Origin of the sequence: Frateuria sp. GZRR33 (assembly GCF_051900425.1) — a bacterium.
Taxonomy (GTDB): domain Bacteria; phylum Pseudomonadota; class Gammaproteobacteria; order Xanthomonadales; family Rhodanobacteraceae; genus Frateuria_A.
In genome coordinates this window covers 357272-372205 of record NZ_JBHZGK010000001.1, presented here as the reverse complement: position 1 = coordinate 372205, position 14934 = coordinate 357272, and the positions used below count along the sequence as shown (strand labels likewise).

Here is a 14934-nt window from a genome sequence, read left to right as displayed (position 1 = left end):
GGCCTTTCGCTCCGGCCTTTCGCTCCGGCCTTTCGCTCCGGCCTTTCGCTCCGGCCTTTCGCTCCGGCCTTTCGCTCCGGCCTTTCGCTCCGGCCTTTCGCTCCGGCCTTTTGCTCCGGCCTTTTGCTCCGGCCTTTCGCTCCGGCTTTTCGCCTCGGCCTTGGTTCCGCCGAAAAGTGCGCGCAGGAAGCGCGCTGCTCTACCCGGGTCCGTATGGCGCGGCGGGCGGGTGGCGGATCAGCCGCAGGGTGACCGGCAGGGCGCCGGCCAGTTTTTCGTCGGGGCAGGAAGCCCCGTCGGAAAACCCCGCCGCCCGCACGCGCACCCGAAGGGCGCGCCATCGGGGTGCCCTTCTCTTTGGTTACTTTCTCTTGGGCAAGCAAGAGAAAGTGACTCGGGCGCCGAAGGCGACCGAAAGCTCTACGAGAGCGACCGCGCCCTAGCCCGGCCGCGACCGACTCTGGCGAACACGCCGCCACCCGTACAGCAGCCCGATCAACGTCACCAGCGCCGGCACCAGCACGATGTTGATCACCTTCAGCCGCAACCCCAGCGCATCGATCTCCGCATTGAGCTGGTGCTGCACATCGCGCAGCTCCTTGTTGATCGCCAGCCGCCGCTGCTGGAACTGCTCGATCTCGCTCTTCTGCTGCGCACTGGCCGCGCTGGAGCGCCCGTTCTTCTGCAGCTCGTCCAACCGCTGCCGCGTCTCGGCCAGTTCCCGCTCCAGCTCCTGCTTCTTCACCAGGAACTTCTGGTCGGCCGCCGCCTGCAACGCCCGCACGCGGGTGAACGGACGCTGCGAGGCCGAGCGTCCGCGGATGGAAAGCAGTGCCGAAGAGCCGCTCAGGTTGTCGGCCAGGTTGGTGACGAAGTCGCCGTTGTTGGCAAAGGCCGAGAGCATCGGCTGGCCCAGGAAGCTCTGCATCTCCACCCACAGCCGGTCGCTGAGGATGTCGGTATCGGCCACCAGCACGACCTCGGAATCAGGCCTGGATTCAGCCAGGTGCCCCGGCGTTGCGGCACGCTGCGGGAAAGCGCTATGGAAGGTCCCGCGCAGACGCGCGGCAATCACGTAGTGCTGGTTGTCCGGCTGGTAGCCCTGCAGCAGCGCGGTCGGGTCGCTGGCCGCCTCCAGCACGCGCTGCGCGGGCACCTTCTCCGCCTCGGCGCTGCTCTGGATCAAGGGCAGCAGGCGCGTCTGCGCGTTCGGCGCGAGGTCGAAGCTGCCGGCGGTGGACACGTTGATGCGCTGCAGGCTGGCGGTCACCACGTCGTTGTGGTTGAGCTCCTGCGGTCCCAGGCCCAGCATCGCCGGGTGGTTGAGGTTGGTGCCGGCCAATTCGATCTGCAGCGCGCGCGAACGGTCCAGCACCACCGAGTGCGCATCGAACGTCACGCCCCAGGCGGCGAACAGTCGCGACAAGTCGGAGTTGTGGTCGTCGGTGACGCCATTGCTGTCCACGTAGGGCGTGGTGTCGAGCTCCGCGTCCGGGTCGACGAACACCACCAGGTGCCCGCCCCGCAGCACGTACTGGTCCAGCGCGTAGACAGCGGCATCCGGCAGCCGCTTGGGATGCACCAGCAGCAGCACCTGGATGTCATCGCCCACGCGGGTGAGCGTGTCGGCGTCCAGCGTCCTGACTTCAAACAGTTGCTCCAGCTGCTGCACGACCGCCCACGGCGGCTCGCCGATCGCCGCGTTGCCGGCCAGCGGCAGCGAACTGATCAGGCCGATGTGCGGCTTGCTGGGCTGGTCCAGCTCGTACAGCAATTTGGCGATGTCGTATTCGAGGAAGGTCTCGCGCGCCGGGTCGAAGAACGGGATCGACAGGCTGCGCTCCTCGCTCTCCCCTTCGCCGCCAGCCACCGTATTGCCCACCAGACCGAAGAACACCCGCTCGCCGTTGCTGCCGCCGTTGATCGGGGTCAGGCCGCCGCCTTCGGCGCTGGCCTCGTCGTCCGAATACGGCACCGGATCGATCACGGCCAGACGGATGCGGCCACGCGAGCGGGCGACCATCTCCTGCAGCATCTCGCGTACCCGTTGTTCGTAGCTGCGCAGCTGCGGCAGATCGCGAGTGGCGTGCTCCGAAAAATACAGGGTGAGCTTCAACGGCCGGCGCAGGCCGTCGATGATGTGCTGGGTCCCTGGCGTAAGCGTGTACAGGTGATCGGCGGTCAGGTCGACGCGTGCGGCCTGCAGGCCGCGGCTGCTGGCCAGGGTGATGCCGATGAAGGCGAGCGTCAGCGCGACCAGCGCGGTGACCAGCCAGGTGCGGCGACCGATGTGCAGGCGACGCATGTCAGCGGTTCCGCTTCAGGTCGAGCACCAGCACGCCGGCGGTGAGCCAGGCGAGGATGGTGAGCAGGAAGTACATCAGGTCGCGCACGTCGAGCACACCGCGCGCGATCGCCTCGAAGTGACGGAGGATCGACAGGTGCGCCACGCCATTGACCAGCTTGCGCGGCAGCGCGCCCTGGAAGAAGTCCAGTACCTGCGGCTGGCCGACCAGGATCAAGAGCACGCACACCAGCGCGGTGAGGATGAAGGCGACCACCTGGCTGCGGGTGAGCGTGGACAGACAGGCGCCGATCGCCAGGAACGCGCCGGCCATCAGCCAGCTGCCCAGGTAACCGGCGAAGATCACGCCGTTGTCCGGATCGCCCAGGTAGTTGACGGTGATCCAGATCGGGAACGTCAGCGCCAGCGCGAGCCCGAGGAACAGCCAGGCGGCGAGGAACTTGCCCAGCATCGACTGCACCAGCGTCACCGGCAGCGTCAGCAGCAGCTCCAGCGTGCCGGACTTGGACTCCTCCGCCCACATGCGCATCGACAGCGCCGGCGCCAGGATCAGGTACAGCCACGGGTGCATCACGAAGAACGGCTGCAGGTCAGCCAGCCCGCGCTCGTAGAAGTCGCCCGCGTAAAAGGTGAGCAGGCCGGCCAGCACCAGGAAGATCACCAGGAAGACGTAGGCCACCGGCGTGACGAAATAGCTGCGCAGCTCGCGGCGCATGATGGCGGCGACCGGGTGCATCAGGCGCCCTCCCCCATCGTGATCTGACGGAAGACTTCATCCAGCCGGCCGCGCTCGAGCTGGATTTCCGACACTTCCAGGCCCTGCTGGCGCAGCAGGTCCTCGACCGGCTCCAGGATGCGTGCGCCGGGCTTGGGGAACACGGTGATGCGCCCGTCCAGCGGGTCCACCTCGATCGCAGCCACCTGTGGCAGGCGACCGAGCATTTCCTGCGAGACGCCGCTGCCGGGTGCGCTGAAGGACACCGCACCGTGATAGCGCGAGCGCGCCTCCAGCTCGGCCGGCGTGGCGTCGGCCAGCAGCTTGCCGCGGGCGATGATCACCACGCGGTTGCAGAGTGCATGGACCTCCTCCAGCAGATGCGTCGAAATGAGGATCGTGCGCTCGCGCGCCATCGAATCGATCAGCCGCCGCACGGCGTGCTTCTGGTTCGGGTCCAGGCCGTCGGTGGGTTCGTCCAGCATCAGCACCGGCGGATCATGCAGGATCGCCTGGGCCAGGCCCACGCGCCGCCGCAGCCCCTTGGACAGCGTGTCGATGCACTGGTCCAGCACGTCCTCCAGCTGCAGGTGCGTCACCACCTCGTCGAAGCGACGAAAGCCCGCCTCCGCCGGCAAGGCGCGCACGCGCAGGATGAAGGTGAGGAACTCGCGCACGGTCATTTCGCCGTAGCTGGGCGCGCCCTCGGGCAGATAGCCGAGGGCGCGCTTGGCCTTCAACGGCTCGCGCTGCACGTCATATCCGCAGACCCGCGCGGTACCGGAAGTCGGCGCCAGGAAGCCGGCGATCATGCGCATCGCGGTGGACTTGCCGGCGCCGTTGGGACCGAGCAGGCCCAGCACCTGGCCAGGCTCCGCGCGGATGGACAGCGCGTCCACCGCGATCAGGCGGCCGTAGCAGCGGGTGAGTCGGTCAGCTTCGATCATGCGATGCGGGGCCTGAACTGGCCCATCACTCTAGCGCACCGGCGCGAAGGTGCGCAGGTTGCCTCCACCCGCATCAGGCACCGTTCCCCGCATGCGCGAGCGCATCGCTCACGCTGGATGTGGCGTGATCAAACGCCTCTGCTGTCCGGCGGTTTGCCTGATCGCCTCCTCCCATCTCCGCGGGCAGGAGCGCGGGCCGGGCAGCCAGCCGTGTTCGACCGTGCATAAAAAAGTGCCCGCGCGAGGCGGGCAGTTTTTGACAGGCCGGATACGTGGCGCTTACTGGACGCTGGCAGCCTCGGCCGGCGCAGCGGTCGAGCTGGCGGCTGCGGCGGAGCTGGCGGCGGCGGGCGCCGAAGCGCTGGCGGCCGGTGCCGGCTCCAGGGTCGGCTGCGGGATGCCGGCGGCCTGCTCCGGGGTCTGCTCCGGCACGTTCTCGCCCAGCAGCGGCAGGTAGACCTCGTACTTGGCGTACGTGGTGATGTTGCCGCCCTTGTCCTTGACCTCCGGCTGCACTTCGATGTCGTACAGGCGGTTGGTCACTTCGTCGAACTTGTAGCCGTGGGTCTGCGCGTAGGCCTTGAGCATCTCGCGGGTCTGCGGCACGCCGGCAGCGGTGCCGTTCCACACGCCCATCAGGGCGGGGCCACCGTAGGCCAGCGTGGCGCGCACGTTGTTGTCCACGATCAGGCGACCCCAGCGGTCATGGTCGCCCGGCTGCGGGCCGGCCGGCTTGGCGGCGGCGGTGCTGCTGGCGTTGGCCGGCGCACTGGAGGCCTCGGCCGGCTCTTCCTCGCCGAGCTTCGGCGGCTGCGGCGCGGTCAGCTCCTGGCTCTGGCCGGCAACGGTCAGGCTGGTCGCATCGATCGGCATGCCGACGTCGAACGTGTAGTTCTGGTCGCCGAAGTTGGTGGTGAAGATGACGCGCGGACCGACCACGTTCACGCCGAGCTTCTTGGCGGCATCCTGGATCTGCTTGACCGCGGTGGCGGTCGCGTCGTCCAGGGCGGCCAGGCCGCCGCTGCGCGGGATCGAGCTGGAGACCAGCAGCATCGGGGTCGGCTGGGTCGGGCGGATGTACGGCACCAGGTTGCCGTAGTCGATGTTCGGCACCGCCGCCAGCACGTTCTGCAGGTTGCCCAGGCTGGTCTGGATCAGCGAGTCCGGGTCGCCGTGGATGTACAGGTTCGAGTAGCGGTTGATCAGGTTGAAGCCGTAGGCGACGTCGTAGGACCAGGTCACCTTGGTCAGCTGGTGGCGGCTGCCCTGGCGCTCCAGGTCCAGCGTGAAGTGCTTGTCCTGCCCGCGCCAGTCGTTGTCCAGGTTCCACACGATCTTGGCGTCGTTGACCGTGTTGTCGACCTTGTAGAAGTCCGGCTCGGCACTGGCGATGGTGAGCTTGCCGTCGCTGATGCGGTCGTTCTCGCTGGTCCAGCTGATTTCCGCGCCCGGGCCGTAGTCCTTGCCGGAGAGCTTGAACTGGATCTTCGGATCCTCCTGGCGCAGCGAGGCATAGTCCTCGAAGCGGCGGAAGTTGTTGAGGACGTCGTAGACCTGGCGCATGTCCTTGCCGAAGACCAGCGACCGCTCCACATGGCCGCTGCCGGGCATGATCACGCCTACCACGACACCGACCACGGCGACGATGATCAGGGCCACAATGAATTCAAGAACACGCATCATTACCTGGGTTCTCCGAGCGTTTTCCGCGCAGCGCTAAAGGTTCCCGTCGGATTCCGCGCCACAGGGTGGACCCCGGAGGAAGGCACGGCGAGGGTCGGTGAAATACCGAAGCTTGGGATGGTACTTGCTCGCGGGCTGGAACGCCATCAGGCGAACCAGGGCCTGCCTGGGTGCCGTGAAAGCGGTGTCGGGACGGTGCCCGGGGCCTGCCTGAGCGGCGGCGATGCCCCAAGCGTTCCGCAGCCGACGGCCACATGCAGGAGCCCACTTGTGGGCGATGCTCTTCCCGAAACACCGCCAAGCGCATCGCCCACGGATCGGCTCCGGCGAGGGAGGCGCTACCGCCCTTGTTGTCAGACGATCCCCAGCTCCAGCGCCTTGAGCACCGCCCGGGTCCGGTCGCGCACGCCCAGCTTCGAGAGGATGTTGGAGACGTGGTTCTTCACCGTCCCCTCGGCCACCTTCAGGGAGTTGGCGATTTCCTTGTTGGAGTAGCCGCCCGACAACAGGCGCAGGATTTCCGTCTCACGCTCGGTGAGCGGATCGGGCTGCTCCAGGCTGGTGAACTGGTTCTGCATGCGTCCCACCCCGGCCAGCAGGCGCTGGGTGACCATCGGCGCGACCAGCGAGCCACCGGCGGCGACCGTGCGCACGGCTTCGACCAGCTGCTCCAGCGAGACGTCCTTGAGCAGGTAACCGCGCGCGCCGGCCTTGAGACCCTGCAGCACCAGCTGGTCGTCGTCGAAGGTGGTCAGAATGATCGTCGGGGGGAGTTCGCCGCGTGCAGACAGTGCCTGCAGCACCTCCAGCCCGCTCATGTTGGGCATGCGCAGGTCGAGCAGGACGACGTCGGGCTTGATCCGCGGGATGTCGGCGACGGCCTGCGCACCATCGGCGCATTCGGCGACCACGCGGATGTCTTCGGCCAGATCCAGCAGCGAACGGACGCCCTGGCGCACCAGGTTCTGGTCATCGACGAGACAGACGGAAATCATCGCGGTTCCTCAAGATTGCGGTGATGGCTGCGGATTGCGCAGCGCCGGGCGCTGCCCGCCATTCTGGCATGGGACGCGGCGAGCTGGCGTCACGACATGCTCAACGCCGGCGGCTCGAGCCGGGACGGTGAATGGGCCAGTTCCAGCGCCTCGCCCAGCGGCAGGCGCACGGTCAGCGCGAATCCTTCGCTGACGGCCGTATCGACCGCCACGCTGCCGCCGAACTCGGCCAGCCGCTCGCGCATGCCGGACAGGCCGTTGCCGGGCTTGAAGTGCGCCGCGCCGCGGCCGTCGTCGCGTGCGTGCAGGCCGATCTGGTTGGCATCGGCGTAGGCGAAGGTCAGCCACAGCTGCCGCGCGCCGGCATGCCTGGCGCAATTGGTGATGATTTCCTGCGCGCAGCGCAGCAGCACCTGCGCCCGACGCGGGTCTTCCACGGCGAAGCGGGGCGGCATGTCCACGTTCACGGTCAGCCCCGGCACGCCCTCGATCAGGCTGCGCAGTGCCTGGGTCAGGTCGATCGCATCGTCCTGGCGCAGTTCGCTGACCGCCTCGCGCACGTCGGAAAGCAGATGGCGCGCAGTGGCCTGCGCCTTGCGGACGTGCTCGCCCGCGCTGTCGTTGGCAAGGTGGCTGGCCACTTCGAGGTTCAGGCTGAGCGCGGTCAGATGATGGCCGATCAGGTCGTGCAGCTCGCGCGCGATGCGCATGCGCTCGGCGATGCGGGTGGATTCGGCCAGCAATGCGCGGGTGGCGCGCAGCTCGGAATTGAGCCGCCGCTGCGCCTCGCGCGCCTCGGTCTGCTGGCTGGCGACCATCGAGGTGAAGAACGCGAGCGCCGAGATGCCCAGGTACATGCACACCTGCAGGAACGCGGTGACGATCGTCCAACCCATGTAACTGGCGATGATCGGGATCAGCATCAGGTTCTGCGCCAGCATCCACACCAGCCCGGCCACGACCGGCAACTGCCAGGGCAGGACGACGGCGATCACCAGCATCAGCATGGCCGACAGGCCGCTCTGGCTGAACCAGCCCATGGCCACCGCCGACCCGGTCAGCACCACCAGGCCGAACAGCTTGAGCACCTGCGCACGTCCGCTCTGGCGGCTCATGCCCGAGCGGCCGGTCAGCAGAAGATAGGTCAGCCCGAACACCAGGTAGGAAAGAATCCAGCCGGAGATGTTCGGATTGCTCCACCACGCATTGACCTGGGCCAGGCTCCAGCTGCCGGGCAACAGCGGCAGCGCCACGCAGAGGTAGGTGAACAGTCCGGTCAGCCGCAGCAGCCGGATATGGTTGAAGTTGGTCCAGGACATACCCGGCATCATAGGCCTACGCCGGCCCCGCGCAATGCGCGGAAAGTCACCCTGCCACCGGTCACGCAGGCTCTCGTTTTACAAAGGTTTTACAGCCGCGCGCAGGATGTGCGAGTCGCCCCCGCATGCCATAATGCGCACTTGCGGGACGTCCCTGGCGACCCACCGACTGACTGCTTATCTGCGGAGCAACGAATGGCCTTAGCCATCCGCGACGTGCGCGAGCACGACCTGGATGCCGTGCTGGCGCTCAACAACGCCGCCGGCCGCTCCATCCTCGCCCTGGACGCCGCGCAGCTGCGCTACTTCTACGAGCGTGCCGACTACTTCCGCGTTGCCGAGATCGACGGCCAGCTGGCGGGTTTTCTCATGGCCCTGCGCGACGGCGGCAACTACGACAGCCCGAACTACCGCTGGTTCTCCGATCATTACGAGTCGTTCGTCTACATCGACCGCATCGTGATCGGCAACGCGTTCCGCCGCCACGGCCTGGGCCGGATCCTGTATTGCGACGTGACCAGCTACGCCGAAGTGCGCGTGCCGCTGCTTACCTGCGAGGTATTCCTGGAGCCGCGCGACGACGTGGTCGTGCTGTTCCACGGCACCTACGGCTTCCAGGAAGTCGGCCAGCAGCGCATGGGCGATTCCGGCCCGCAGGTGAGCCTGCTGGCCAAGGATCTGCCCAGCTACGCCTACGTGCGCGAGACCTGGCTCGAGAACGGCGGCCTGCCGGACGAACCGTGGCTCGCCGAGCGCGAGCTGCCGGTGCCCGCCTCGCCCCTCACCTCCCAGCCACGCCGTCTCGCCGGAGAGCGGCACCCGTGACAGTAAAGATGGATACGACTGAAGCTTGCGACCTGCGTTTCGGCCAGGTCGGCATCGCCTGCGTGCGCGTGCGCCGCGTGGATGCCGCCGCACTGTGCGAGGAACTGGAACGCCGCGTGCGCTCGGCCCCGCAACTGTTTTCCCGCGCCGCCGTCGTGCTGGACCTTTCGCACCTGATGGAGCTGCCCGACGACGGCACCGTCGACGCGCTGCTCGAGGCCGTGCGCAGCGCCGGCATGCTGCCGGTGGGACTGGCCTACGGCACCAGCGCCACCGAGGCACTGGCCCAGCGCATGGGCTTGCCGTTGATCGCCAAGTTCCGCGCCGCCTACGAGCCGGCCGACGGCGGCAGTATCGCGCCGCCCGCGCCCGCCGCGGCTGCGGCACCGGCACCGGCACCGGCGCCGCGCGCCGAACCGGTGCGCGAACCGATCCATGCCGCGCCACCGGCCAGCTCCACGCTGGGTGCGCAGCACCACGACGGCACCGTGCGCTCGGGCCAGCAGGTCTATGCGCGCGAGCGCGACCTGGTGCTTACCGGCGCCATCGCCAACGGCGCCGAGGTGATCGCCGATGGCTCCATCCACGTCTACGGCAGCCTGCGCGGCCGGGCCATGGCCGGTGCGCAGGGCGACGAGAAGGCGCGCATCTTCGTGTCCGACTTCCGCGCCGAACTGGTGGCCATCGCCGGCCACTACCGTGTGTTTGAACAGATCCCCAAGGACCTCGAAGGCCAGGCTGTGCAATGCTGGCTCGATGGTGAAAAATTGATGATCGCCCGGCTGTGACCGGCGATCCCACCCAGGCATGTTCCGGAGAAAAGCCCTTGAGCGCTGAGATTATCGTCGTCACGTCCGGCAAAGGCGGTGTCGGCAAGACCACCACGAGCGCCTCGCTGGCCACCGGGCTGGCGATGGCCGGCAAGAAGGTTGCGGTGATCGACTTCGACGTCGGCCTGCGCAACCTGGACCTGATCATGGGCTGCGAGCGGCGCGTGGTGTACGACTTCGTCAACGTCGTGCACGGCGAGGCCACCATCAAGCAGGCGCTGATCAAGGACAAGCGCCACGAGAACCTGTTCGTGCTGGCCGCCAGCCAGACCCGCGACAAGGACGCGCTGACCCAGGAAGGCGTCGAGAAGGTGCTCGACGACCTGTCCAACGACGGCTTCGACTACATCGTGTGCGATTCGCCCGCCGGCATCGAGAAGGGCGCGCACCTGGCGATGTACTTCGCCGACCACGCGGTGGTGGTGGTCAACCCGGAGGTCTCCTCGGTGCGCGACTCGGACCGCATCCTCGGCCTGCTCGCCAGCAAGACCCGTCGCGCCGAGCGCGGCGAGTCCGGGATCACCCAGCACCTGCTGCTGACCCGCTACAACCCCGCGCGCGTGGCGCTGGGCGAGATGCTCAGCGTGAAGGACGTCGAGGAAATCCTCGGCATCACCGTGGTCGGCGTGATTCCCGAATCGGAGAACGTGCTGGCCGCCTCGAACGCCGGCGTGCCGGTGATCCTGGACGACAACTCCAACGCCGGCCAGGCGTATCGCGATACCGTCGCGCGGATCCTCGGCGAAGCCCGTCCGCTGCGCTTCACCGAAGTGGCCAAGAAGGGCTTTCTCCAGCGCGTGTTCGGAGGCTGATGTGGGCATTCTCGATTTCCTGAAGCGCAAGCCGGAACCCACCGCCTCGGTCGCCAAGGAACGCCTGCGCATCATCGTGGCGCAGGAGCGCTCCACCCGCGGCGCTCCGGACTACCTGCCACTGATGCGCAACGAGCTGCTCGAGGTGATCAAGAAGTACGTCAACGTCGACCTCGACGCGATCAACATCAACGTCGAGCGCGACAGTGGCCACGAGGTGCTCGAGTTGTCGGTCGCCCTGCCCGACGGCAAGGCCGCCAGCGCGCCGTAAACCCGCAGGGTGGGCTTTGAGCCCACCTTGCGTCGCCACAGCGGCGGGCTCGAGCCCGCCCCATGCCCATGAACACTCCTGACGTCCTGCGCCTTGCCGACATCGGCTACGAGGCTCCCACCGCCCTGCTCGCCCGCCGCGGCCTGGCGCTTCGCCGCGTGCCCGCCGGCGAACCGATCCCCGGAAGCTTCTGGGGTGACGAGGAGGCCGGCATCATCGGCACCACCGTCTACGCGCGCGACGACACGCCGGTGCACTCGCTGCTGCACGAGGCCTGCCATCTGCTGGTGTTGCCAGCGGAGCGGCGCAGTCAGGTGCATACCGATGCCACCGATTCGGTCGAGGAAGAAGACGCCACCTGCTACCTGCAGATCCTGCTCGCCGATGCGCTGCCCGGGGTCGGTCGCGCGCGGCTGATGACCGACATGGATGCCTGGGGCTACAGCTTCCGGCTGGGCTCGACGCGGGCGTGGTTCGAGCAGGATGCGGCCGAGGCGCTGGCGTTCCTGAAGACGCGCAACCTGGCCTGAGGCTCAGTCCCCTCTCCCCTACGGGGCGAGGGCTTGGGTGAGTGGCAGGGGCTCGCGGAGAGGCTCGCTCTCGCGTTGTGATAGCTGGCGCCGGTCATTCCCGCAAGGCTTCCGCCATCCGCCCTCCGGGCACCTTCCCCGCGCTCGGGGGAAAGATCGCGCGAGCTACTTCCGGTGCCACTTGTCGTCGTCGCCCTTCTCGTACTCGTTCTTCACCGCCGACCAGGCGACCTTGAACGACACCTCTTCCTGCGATTCCTTGCCCCGTCGCTTGTCCGGATCCGCATACTCGTCCCAGGCGCTGTTGAACGCTTCCTTGAAAATGTCCTGGGCGTGCGGCGGCAGGTTGTCGCGCACGGACTCGGGCAGGTCGCGGGTGGATTTGTACGGCATGGCTCGGCCTCCTGGTTTGGGGGGACACCACCGTCCGCCTGCCAGCATCAAACGCGCGTCAACCGCGCTTGCCGGACACGTGCCGATCGCCGGCCACATACCAACGCCAGGGCTCCTCTGCCGCGCGTGTGATGCCGATCCGCGGCGATGCCGCCGGTTCGGCGGGCGGCAGCACGCCATCGTCGACAACGGCGAACCCGCCGGTTCCATCGACCAAGTCGATACCATCCCGTGCCCCGTCGATCCCCAGCGCCTGGCACAGGCGGGCCGGCCCACGGCAGAGATCGCGGTCGTGCCTGCAGTTCGGTCGCGCCGCGCGCATCGCAGCCAATCCGGTCAACGGCGCCAGCGCGCGCAGGAGCACCGCCACGCCCTCGCCCTCCTCGCCGCACACCGGGTTGCAGCACCAGTGCATGCCATAGGTGAAGTACACATAGAGCAACCCCGGCGGACCGAACATGGTGGCGTTGCGCGCGGTGCGTCCGCGCCACGAGTGCGCGGCCGGATCAATGGCGCCGCAGTACGCCTCGGTCTCGACGATGCGCCCGCTGCGCCCGTCCGCGTTCAACAGCACCTTGTTGAGAAGCTCGGGGGCCACCGCGCGCGGATCGCGAGCAAAGAACGCGCGCGGCAGCACGGTGGCCGGCCGGCCGAGCAGCGAGGCGATGAAGTCGGGGGTCATGGGCGCAGCATGCTCCGCGTGGCGTCAACGTTCGACGGAGGCGGGGAAAGCGGGGTTCTTCCGCAAGGCGCCACCCATCCGCCCTTCGGGCACCTTCCCCCGTCAAACGGGGGAAGGATCAGCACGCGGCTCCACGCCGTCCCGGATGCCGCGCCACCGAGCCTTCCCCTGCGAACGCGGGGGAAGGTGCCGACAGGCGGATAGGGGCGCCTTTGGGAGCGAGGCGCGGGGCGGTGGCCCATTCCGCGCCGATCAAAGCTCGAAGCGGTACGCCAGCTTGACCAGCAACTGCTCGCTGTCGCGCAGGTCGAAGCTGCGGCTGAACTGGCTGCCGGCTTCGCGGTAGAGCGGATCGAATGCGTAGCCACCACGGCCGTACACCACGTACAGGTCCGACAGCGGCGCCAGCTCGTAGCGGTAGCGGATCTGGAAACCGAGGTTGCGCACGCTGAAGTCGTTCACCGGATCGTCCACGGCCACGGCACGCATGTCGCCACTGACGCGATAGGCCTGCAGCAACTGCGCGTCCAGCCCCAATGCCTGCAGCTTGACGCGCAGTTCCTGGCGACTGCCGATGTTCCAGTTGACGCCCGCGTCGAGCATCACCTGGTGGCTGTCGAAGCTGCCGATGAGGTTGTCGTGCTGCCAGACCAGCCAGTCGGGGTTGAACTGGTAAGTCACGCCAGTGAAGACGCTGAAGGCGTCGTTGATGAAGTAGGTCGGCTGGAAAGTAGCCGCATAACCGATGCGGTGCAGGCCGACCCGGTCGCTGCCCATCAACTCCACTTCGGATTCCCACGCCCAGTTGCCCTTGCGCGGGCTCTGGCGTTCCCAGTCCAGCACGGCATTGAGTGGCGTACGCAGGGCGCCGTGCCCGCGGGTCAGTTCGTCGTCGTGCGCGGGCGCGTTGAGGTTGAGTTGCCAATCCGCCTCGCCGCCGTCGCGCAACTGGCTCTCGCGGATCACCCGGAACTGCCGCTGCAGCGACAGGCCGTGGTCGTTGTCCATGCCGACCACGCGCCAGTGCCATACGTGCGAGGCGTAGCGCGAGCCGGCCGGCAGGTCGGCGAAGCGGCGGCGCACCTCGTAGTGGACGTAGTTGAGGCTGTTGCGCGGCAGGTAGCCGAAGTCGTTGAGGTCGAGCCTGTCGTCGAAGTGCATGCCCAGCCACTCCTGCGTCCAGCGCTCGTTCATTTCGTACTCGACGACCGACGTGGCGCCGTAGCCGCGCGTGGTGGTGCCGTGCTGGTCGATCGCGCTGCCGACCACGTTGCTGGTGACAGTGAGTTTGTCGTTGGGCTGCCAGCGGTGGTCGATGCCCAGCACGTCGGCGTCGCGATCCAGCCACGGGCGATCCACCCGCGTCGCCTCCATGCCCAGCGTCTGCGAGCCGAAGTCGTGGATCAGCCGCAACGCCGAGAAGGTGCGCCCGGCGTCGCCGCTTTCCTGCGCCGCCATCACGCCGTAGCGGGTCGCGCCCACGCTGCCGTTGAGCTTGAGCGCACCGGTCACGTCGCCCGATCCGTTGCCGTCGTCGGACGGCCCGCCGACCCGGCGGGTGTAGATCAGCTGGCTGTTGTCGATCAGCATGCTGAAGTCGAAGATGCCCTGGTTCTCGGTGAAGAACGGACGCTTGTCGGTGAAGAAGGTTTCTTCCGCGCCGAAGTTGACCACCAGGTCGTCGCTTTCCACCTGGCCGAAGTCCGGATTGATCGTCGCGGTCAACTGGGTCTGGCCGTTGGGCTTCCAGAAGATGTCCGCGCCGCCGTCGAAGGTGTTGTCGCCGCGCACCTGGTCGCGGATGGCCACCGCGTACGGCGTGATCGCGAACAGCGACTGCGTGTACGCCGGCAGCGTCACCGGCGTGAAATCGGAGAGGAAGCGCGGCTTGTTGAAGCTCGCCACCGGCCAGGCGTCGCGCTCGCCGGTCGAGCCGATCACGCGGTCCAGGTACAGCCCAATGGTGCGCTCGCCACCGACCGCCTTGCGCATCGGCGCGATGTACCAGGGAATCAGCATCTCCACCGACCAGCCCTGCGCATCCTCACTGACGGCGTGCTTCCAGTTGCCGTCCCAGTCGGTGTTGAAGCGGCTCTCGTTGGTCAGTACCGCGTCGTTGAGGTCGTCGGTAAGGGTGACCATGAAGTTGTAGCCGGTGCGCCCGTCGCCGTCGAAGTCGACCATCAGGTTCACGCGGTCGACCTGCGCCTGTTCATCGCGGCGGATGCGCTGGTGCGTGCGCGGCACGCCCGGCGGCTGGGTGCAGCGGAAGGCGATCGCCAGGCCGTCCGGCGTGGACAGCACCCAGGCTTCCGTCGGCAGGCTGCCCGGCTCGCCATTGAGCGGCTGCACCTTGCGGAAATCGGTGATGTGCTTTGCGCCCTGCCATTCGACCGGGTCGATGTGGCCGTCCACGTCGACCGCCATGGCCGGTGTGGCCAGCAGCAGTGCCAGCGGCAAGGCCAGCGCGCGCATGGCACGCGGGGCATGGGGTCGGAACGAGCGTCGATCGGGTGGGCGCATCGGCAAGGGGAAGCGGGGGGATGTCGCAAGGATAGACGGCCATCCCCACTACGCCGACTGGCGAAAGTCACGCCGGGGCCGGTGTCCGCGGACACGCCCGCGAC

The 14934-nt window shown here is 67.8% G+C and carries 14 protein-coding genes; 5 read left to right on the top strand and 9 right to left on the bottom strand.

Going from position 1 to position 14934, the window contains the following annotated elements; translation table 11 throughout:
- Window positions 1-439: 439 nt before the first annotated feature.
- The 6 genes from ACFWZU_RS01675 to ACFWZU_RS01650 all read right to left on the bottom strand — a co-directional run bounded on the left by ACFWZU_RS01675 (window position 440) and on the right by ACFWZU_RS01650 (window position 7964).
- On the bottom strand, window positions 440-2305 hold the full coding sequence (locus ACFWZU_RS01675) for a Gldg family protein (protein WP_439699670.1): 1866 nt from the start codon (window positions 2303-2305) through the stop codon (window positions 440-442).
- Between the two features lies 1 nt (window position 2306).
- A complete protein-coding gene (locus ACFWZU_RS01670; RefSeq protein ID WP_439699669.1) occupies window positions 2307-3041 on the bottom strand; it encodes an ABC transporter permease subunit in 735 nt (244 codons plus the stop codon).
- A complete protein-coding gene (locus tag ACFWZU_RS01665; RefSeq protein ID WP_439699668.1) occupies window positions 3041-3967 on the bottom strand; it encodes an ATP-binding cassette domain-containing protein in 927 nt (308 codons plus the stop codon). Before ACFWZU_RS01665 ends, ACFWZU_RS01670 begins: the two co-directional genes overlap by 1 nt.
- Before the next feature lie 279 nt (window positions 3968-4246).
- A complete protein-coding gene (locus ACFWZU_RS01660; RefSeq protein ID WP_439699667.1) occupies window positions 4247-5650 on the bottom strand; it encodes a polyketide cyclase in 1404 nt (467 codons plus the stop codon).
- Window positions 5651-6003: 353 nt separating this feature from the next.
- Window positions 6004-6645 carry a response regulator gene (locus ACFWZU_RS01655; protein WP_091333901.1) on the bottom strand — a complete coding sequence of 214 codons (642 nt, stop codon included), beginning with the start codon at window positions 6643-6645 and terminating at the stop codon, window positions 6004-6006.
- 89 nt (window positions 6646-6734) lie between these two features.
- Window positions 6735-7964, bottom strand: a complete 1230-nt coding sequence (locus ACFWZU_RS01650) for a sensor histidine kinase (protein ID WP_439699666.1) — start codon at window positions 7962-7964, stop codon at window positions 6735-6737.
- 195 nt (window positions 7965-8159) lie between these two features.
- On the opposite strand from ACFWZU_RS01650, the gene ACFWZU_RS01645 reads away from it, so the two are divergent.
- The 5 genes from ACFWZU_RS01645 (at window position 8160) to ACFWZU_RS01625 (ending at window position 11232) form a co-directional block, all read left to right on the top strand.
- Window positions 8160-8789, top strand: a complete 630-nt coding sequence (locus ACFWZU_RS01645) for a GNAT family N-acetyltransferase (protein ID WP_439699665.1) — start codon at window positions 8160-8162, stop codon at window positions 8787-8789.
- Between the two features lie 8 nt (window positions 8790-8797).
- Window positions 8798-9577, top strand: coding sequence for a septum site-determining protein MinC (gene minC / locus ACFWZU_RS01640; RefSeq protein ID WP_439699664.1), 780 nt, complete (start codon window positions 8798-8800; stop codon window positions 9575-9577).
- 38 nt (window positions 9578-9615) lie between these two features.
- The gene (gene minD / locus ACFWZU_RS01635; RefSeq protein WP_439699663.1) at window positions 9616-10431 is read left to right on the top strand and encodes a septum site-determining protein MinD; all 816 of its coding nucleotides are present in this window, start codon (window positions 9616-9618) and stop codon (window positions 10429-10431) included.
- A gap of 1 nt (window position 10432) precedes the next feature.
- Window positions 10433-10702 (top strand): cell division topological specificity factor MinE, encoded by a 270-nt coding sequence (minE, locus tag ACFWZU_RS01630; RefSeq protein ID WP_439699662.1) that lies wholly within the window; start codon window positions 10433-10435, stop codon window positions 10700-10702.
- Window positions 10703-10764: 62 nt separating this feature from the next.
- Window positions 10765-11232 carry a hypothetical protein gene (locus ACFWZU_RS01625; protein ID WP_439699661.1) on the top strand — a complete coding sequence of 156 codons (468 nt, stop codon included), beginning with the start codon at window positions 10765-10767 and terminating at the stop codon, window positions 11230-11232.
- 165 nt (window positions 11233-11397) lie between these two features.
- Here the strand turns inward: ACFWZU_RS01625 and chaB are convergent, their stop codons facing one another.
- The 3 genes from chaB to ACFWZU_RS01610 all read right to left on the bottom strand — a co-directional run bounded on the left by chaB (window position 11398) and on the right by ACFWZU_RS01610 (window position 14782).
- Window positions 11398-11625 (bottom strand): putative cation transport regulator ChaB, encoded by a 228-nt coding sequence (chaB, locus tag ACFWZU_RS01620; protein ID WP_209614420.1) that lies wholly within the window; start codon window positions 11623-11625, stop codon window positions 11398-11400.
- A gap of 58 nt (window positions 11626-11683) precedes the next feature.
- Window positions 11684-12307 (bottom strand): DNA-3-methyladenine glycosylase, encoded by a 624-nt coding sequence (locus ACFWZU_RS01615; RefSeq protein WP_439699660.1) that lies wholly within the window; start codon window positions 12305-12307, stop codon window positions 11684-11686.
- Window positions 12308-12559: 252 nt separating this feature from the next.
- Window positions 12560-14782: a DUF5916 domain-containing protein gene (locus ACFWZU_RS01610; RefSeq protein WP_439699659.1), complete on the bottom strand. Its 2223-nt coding sequence runs from the start codon at window positions 14780-14782 to the stop codon at window positions 12560-12562.
- Between the last annotated feature and the right edge of the window lie 152 nt (window positions 14783-14934).

Excerpts from the sequence above, each read along its gene's own strand:
- ACFWZU_RS01615 (WP_439699660.1), bottom strand. The coding sequence starts at position 12,307 with ATGACCCCCGACTTCATCGCCTCGCTGCTCGGCCGGCCGGCCACCGTG.
- ACFWZU_RS01655 (WP_091333901.1), bottom strand. The coding sequence starts at position 6,645 with ATGATTTCCGTCTGTCTCGTCGATGACCAGAACCTGGTGCGCCAGGGC.
- ACFWZU_RS01610 (WP_439699659.1), bottom strand. The coding sequence starts at position 14,782 with ATGCGCGCGCTGGCCTTGCCGCTGGCACTGCTGCTGGCCACACCGGCC.
- ACFWZU_RS01675 (WP_439699670.1), bottom strand. The coding sequence starts at position 2,305 with ATGCGTCGCCTGCACATCGGTCGCCGCACCTGGCTGGTCACCGCGCTG.
- ACFWZU_RS01645 (WP_439699665.1), top strand. The coding sequence starts at position 8,160 with ATGGCCTTAGCCATCCGCGACGTGCGCGAGCACGACCTGGATGCCGTG.
- ACFWZU_RS01650 (WP_439699666.1), bottom strand. The coding sequence starts at position 7,964 with ATGTCCTGGACCAACTTCAACCATATCCGGCTGCTGCGGCTGACCGGA.
- ACFWZU_RS01625 (WP_439699661.1), top strand. The coding sequence starts at position 10,765 with ATGCCCATGAACACTCCTGACGTCCTGCGCCTTGCCGACATCGGCTAC.
- minC (WP_439699664.1), top strand. The coding sequence starts at position 8,798 with ATGGATACGACTGAAGCTTGCGACCTGCGTTTCGGCCAGGTCGGCATC.
- ACFWZU_RS01665 (WP_439699668.1), bottom strand. The coding sequence starts at position 3,967 with ATGATCGAAGCTGACCGACTCACCCGCTGCTACGGCCGCCTGATCGCG.
- ACFWZU_RS01660 (WP_439699667.1), bottom strand. The coding sequence starts at position 5,650 with ATGATGCGTGTTCTTGAATTCATTGTGGCCCTGATCATCGTCGCCGTG.
- chaB (WP_209614420.1), bottom strand. The coding sequence starts at position 11,625 with ATGCCGTACAAATCCACCCGCGACCTGCCCGAGTCCGTGCGCGACAAC.
- ACFWZU_RS01670 (WP_439699669.1), bottom strand. The coding sequence starts at position 3,041 with ATGCACCCGGTCGCCGCCATCATGCGCCGCGAGCTGCGCAGCTATTTC.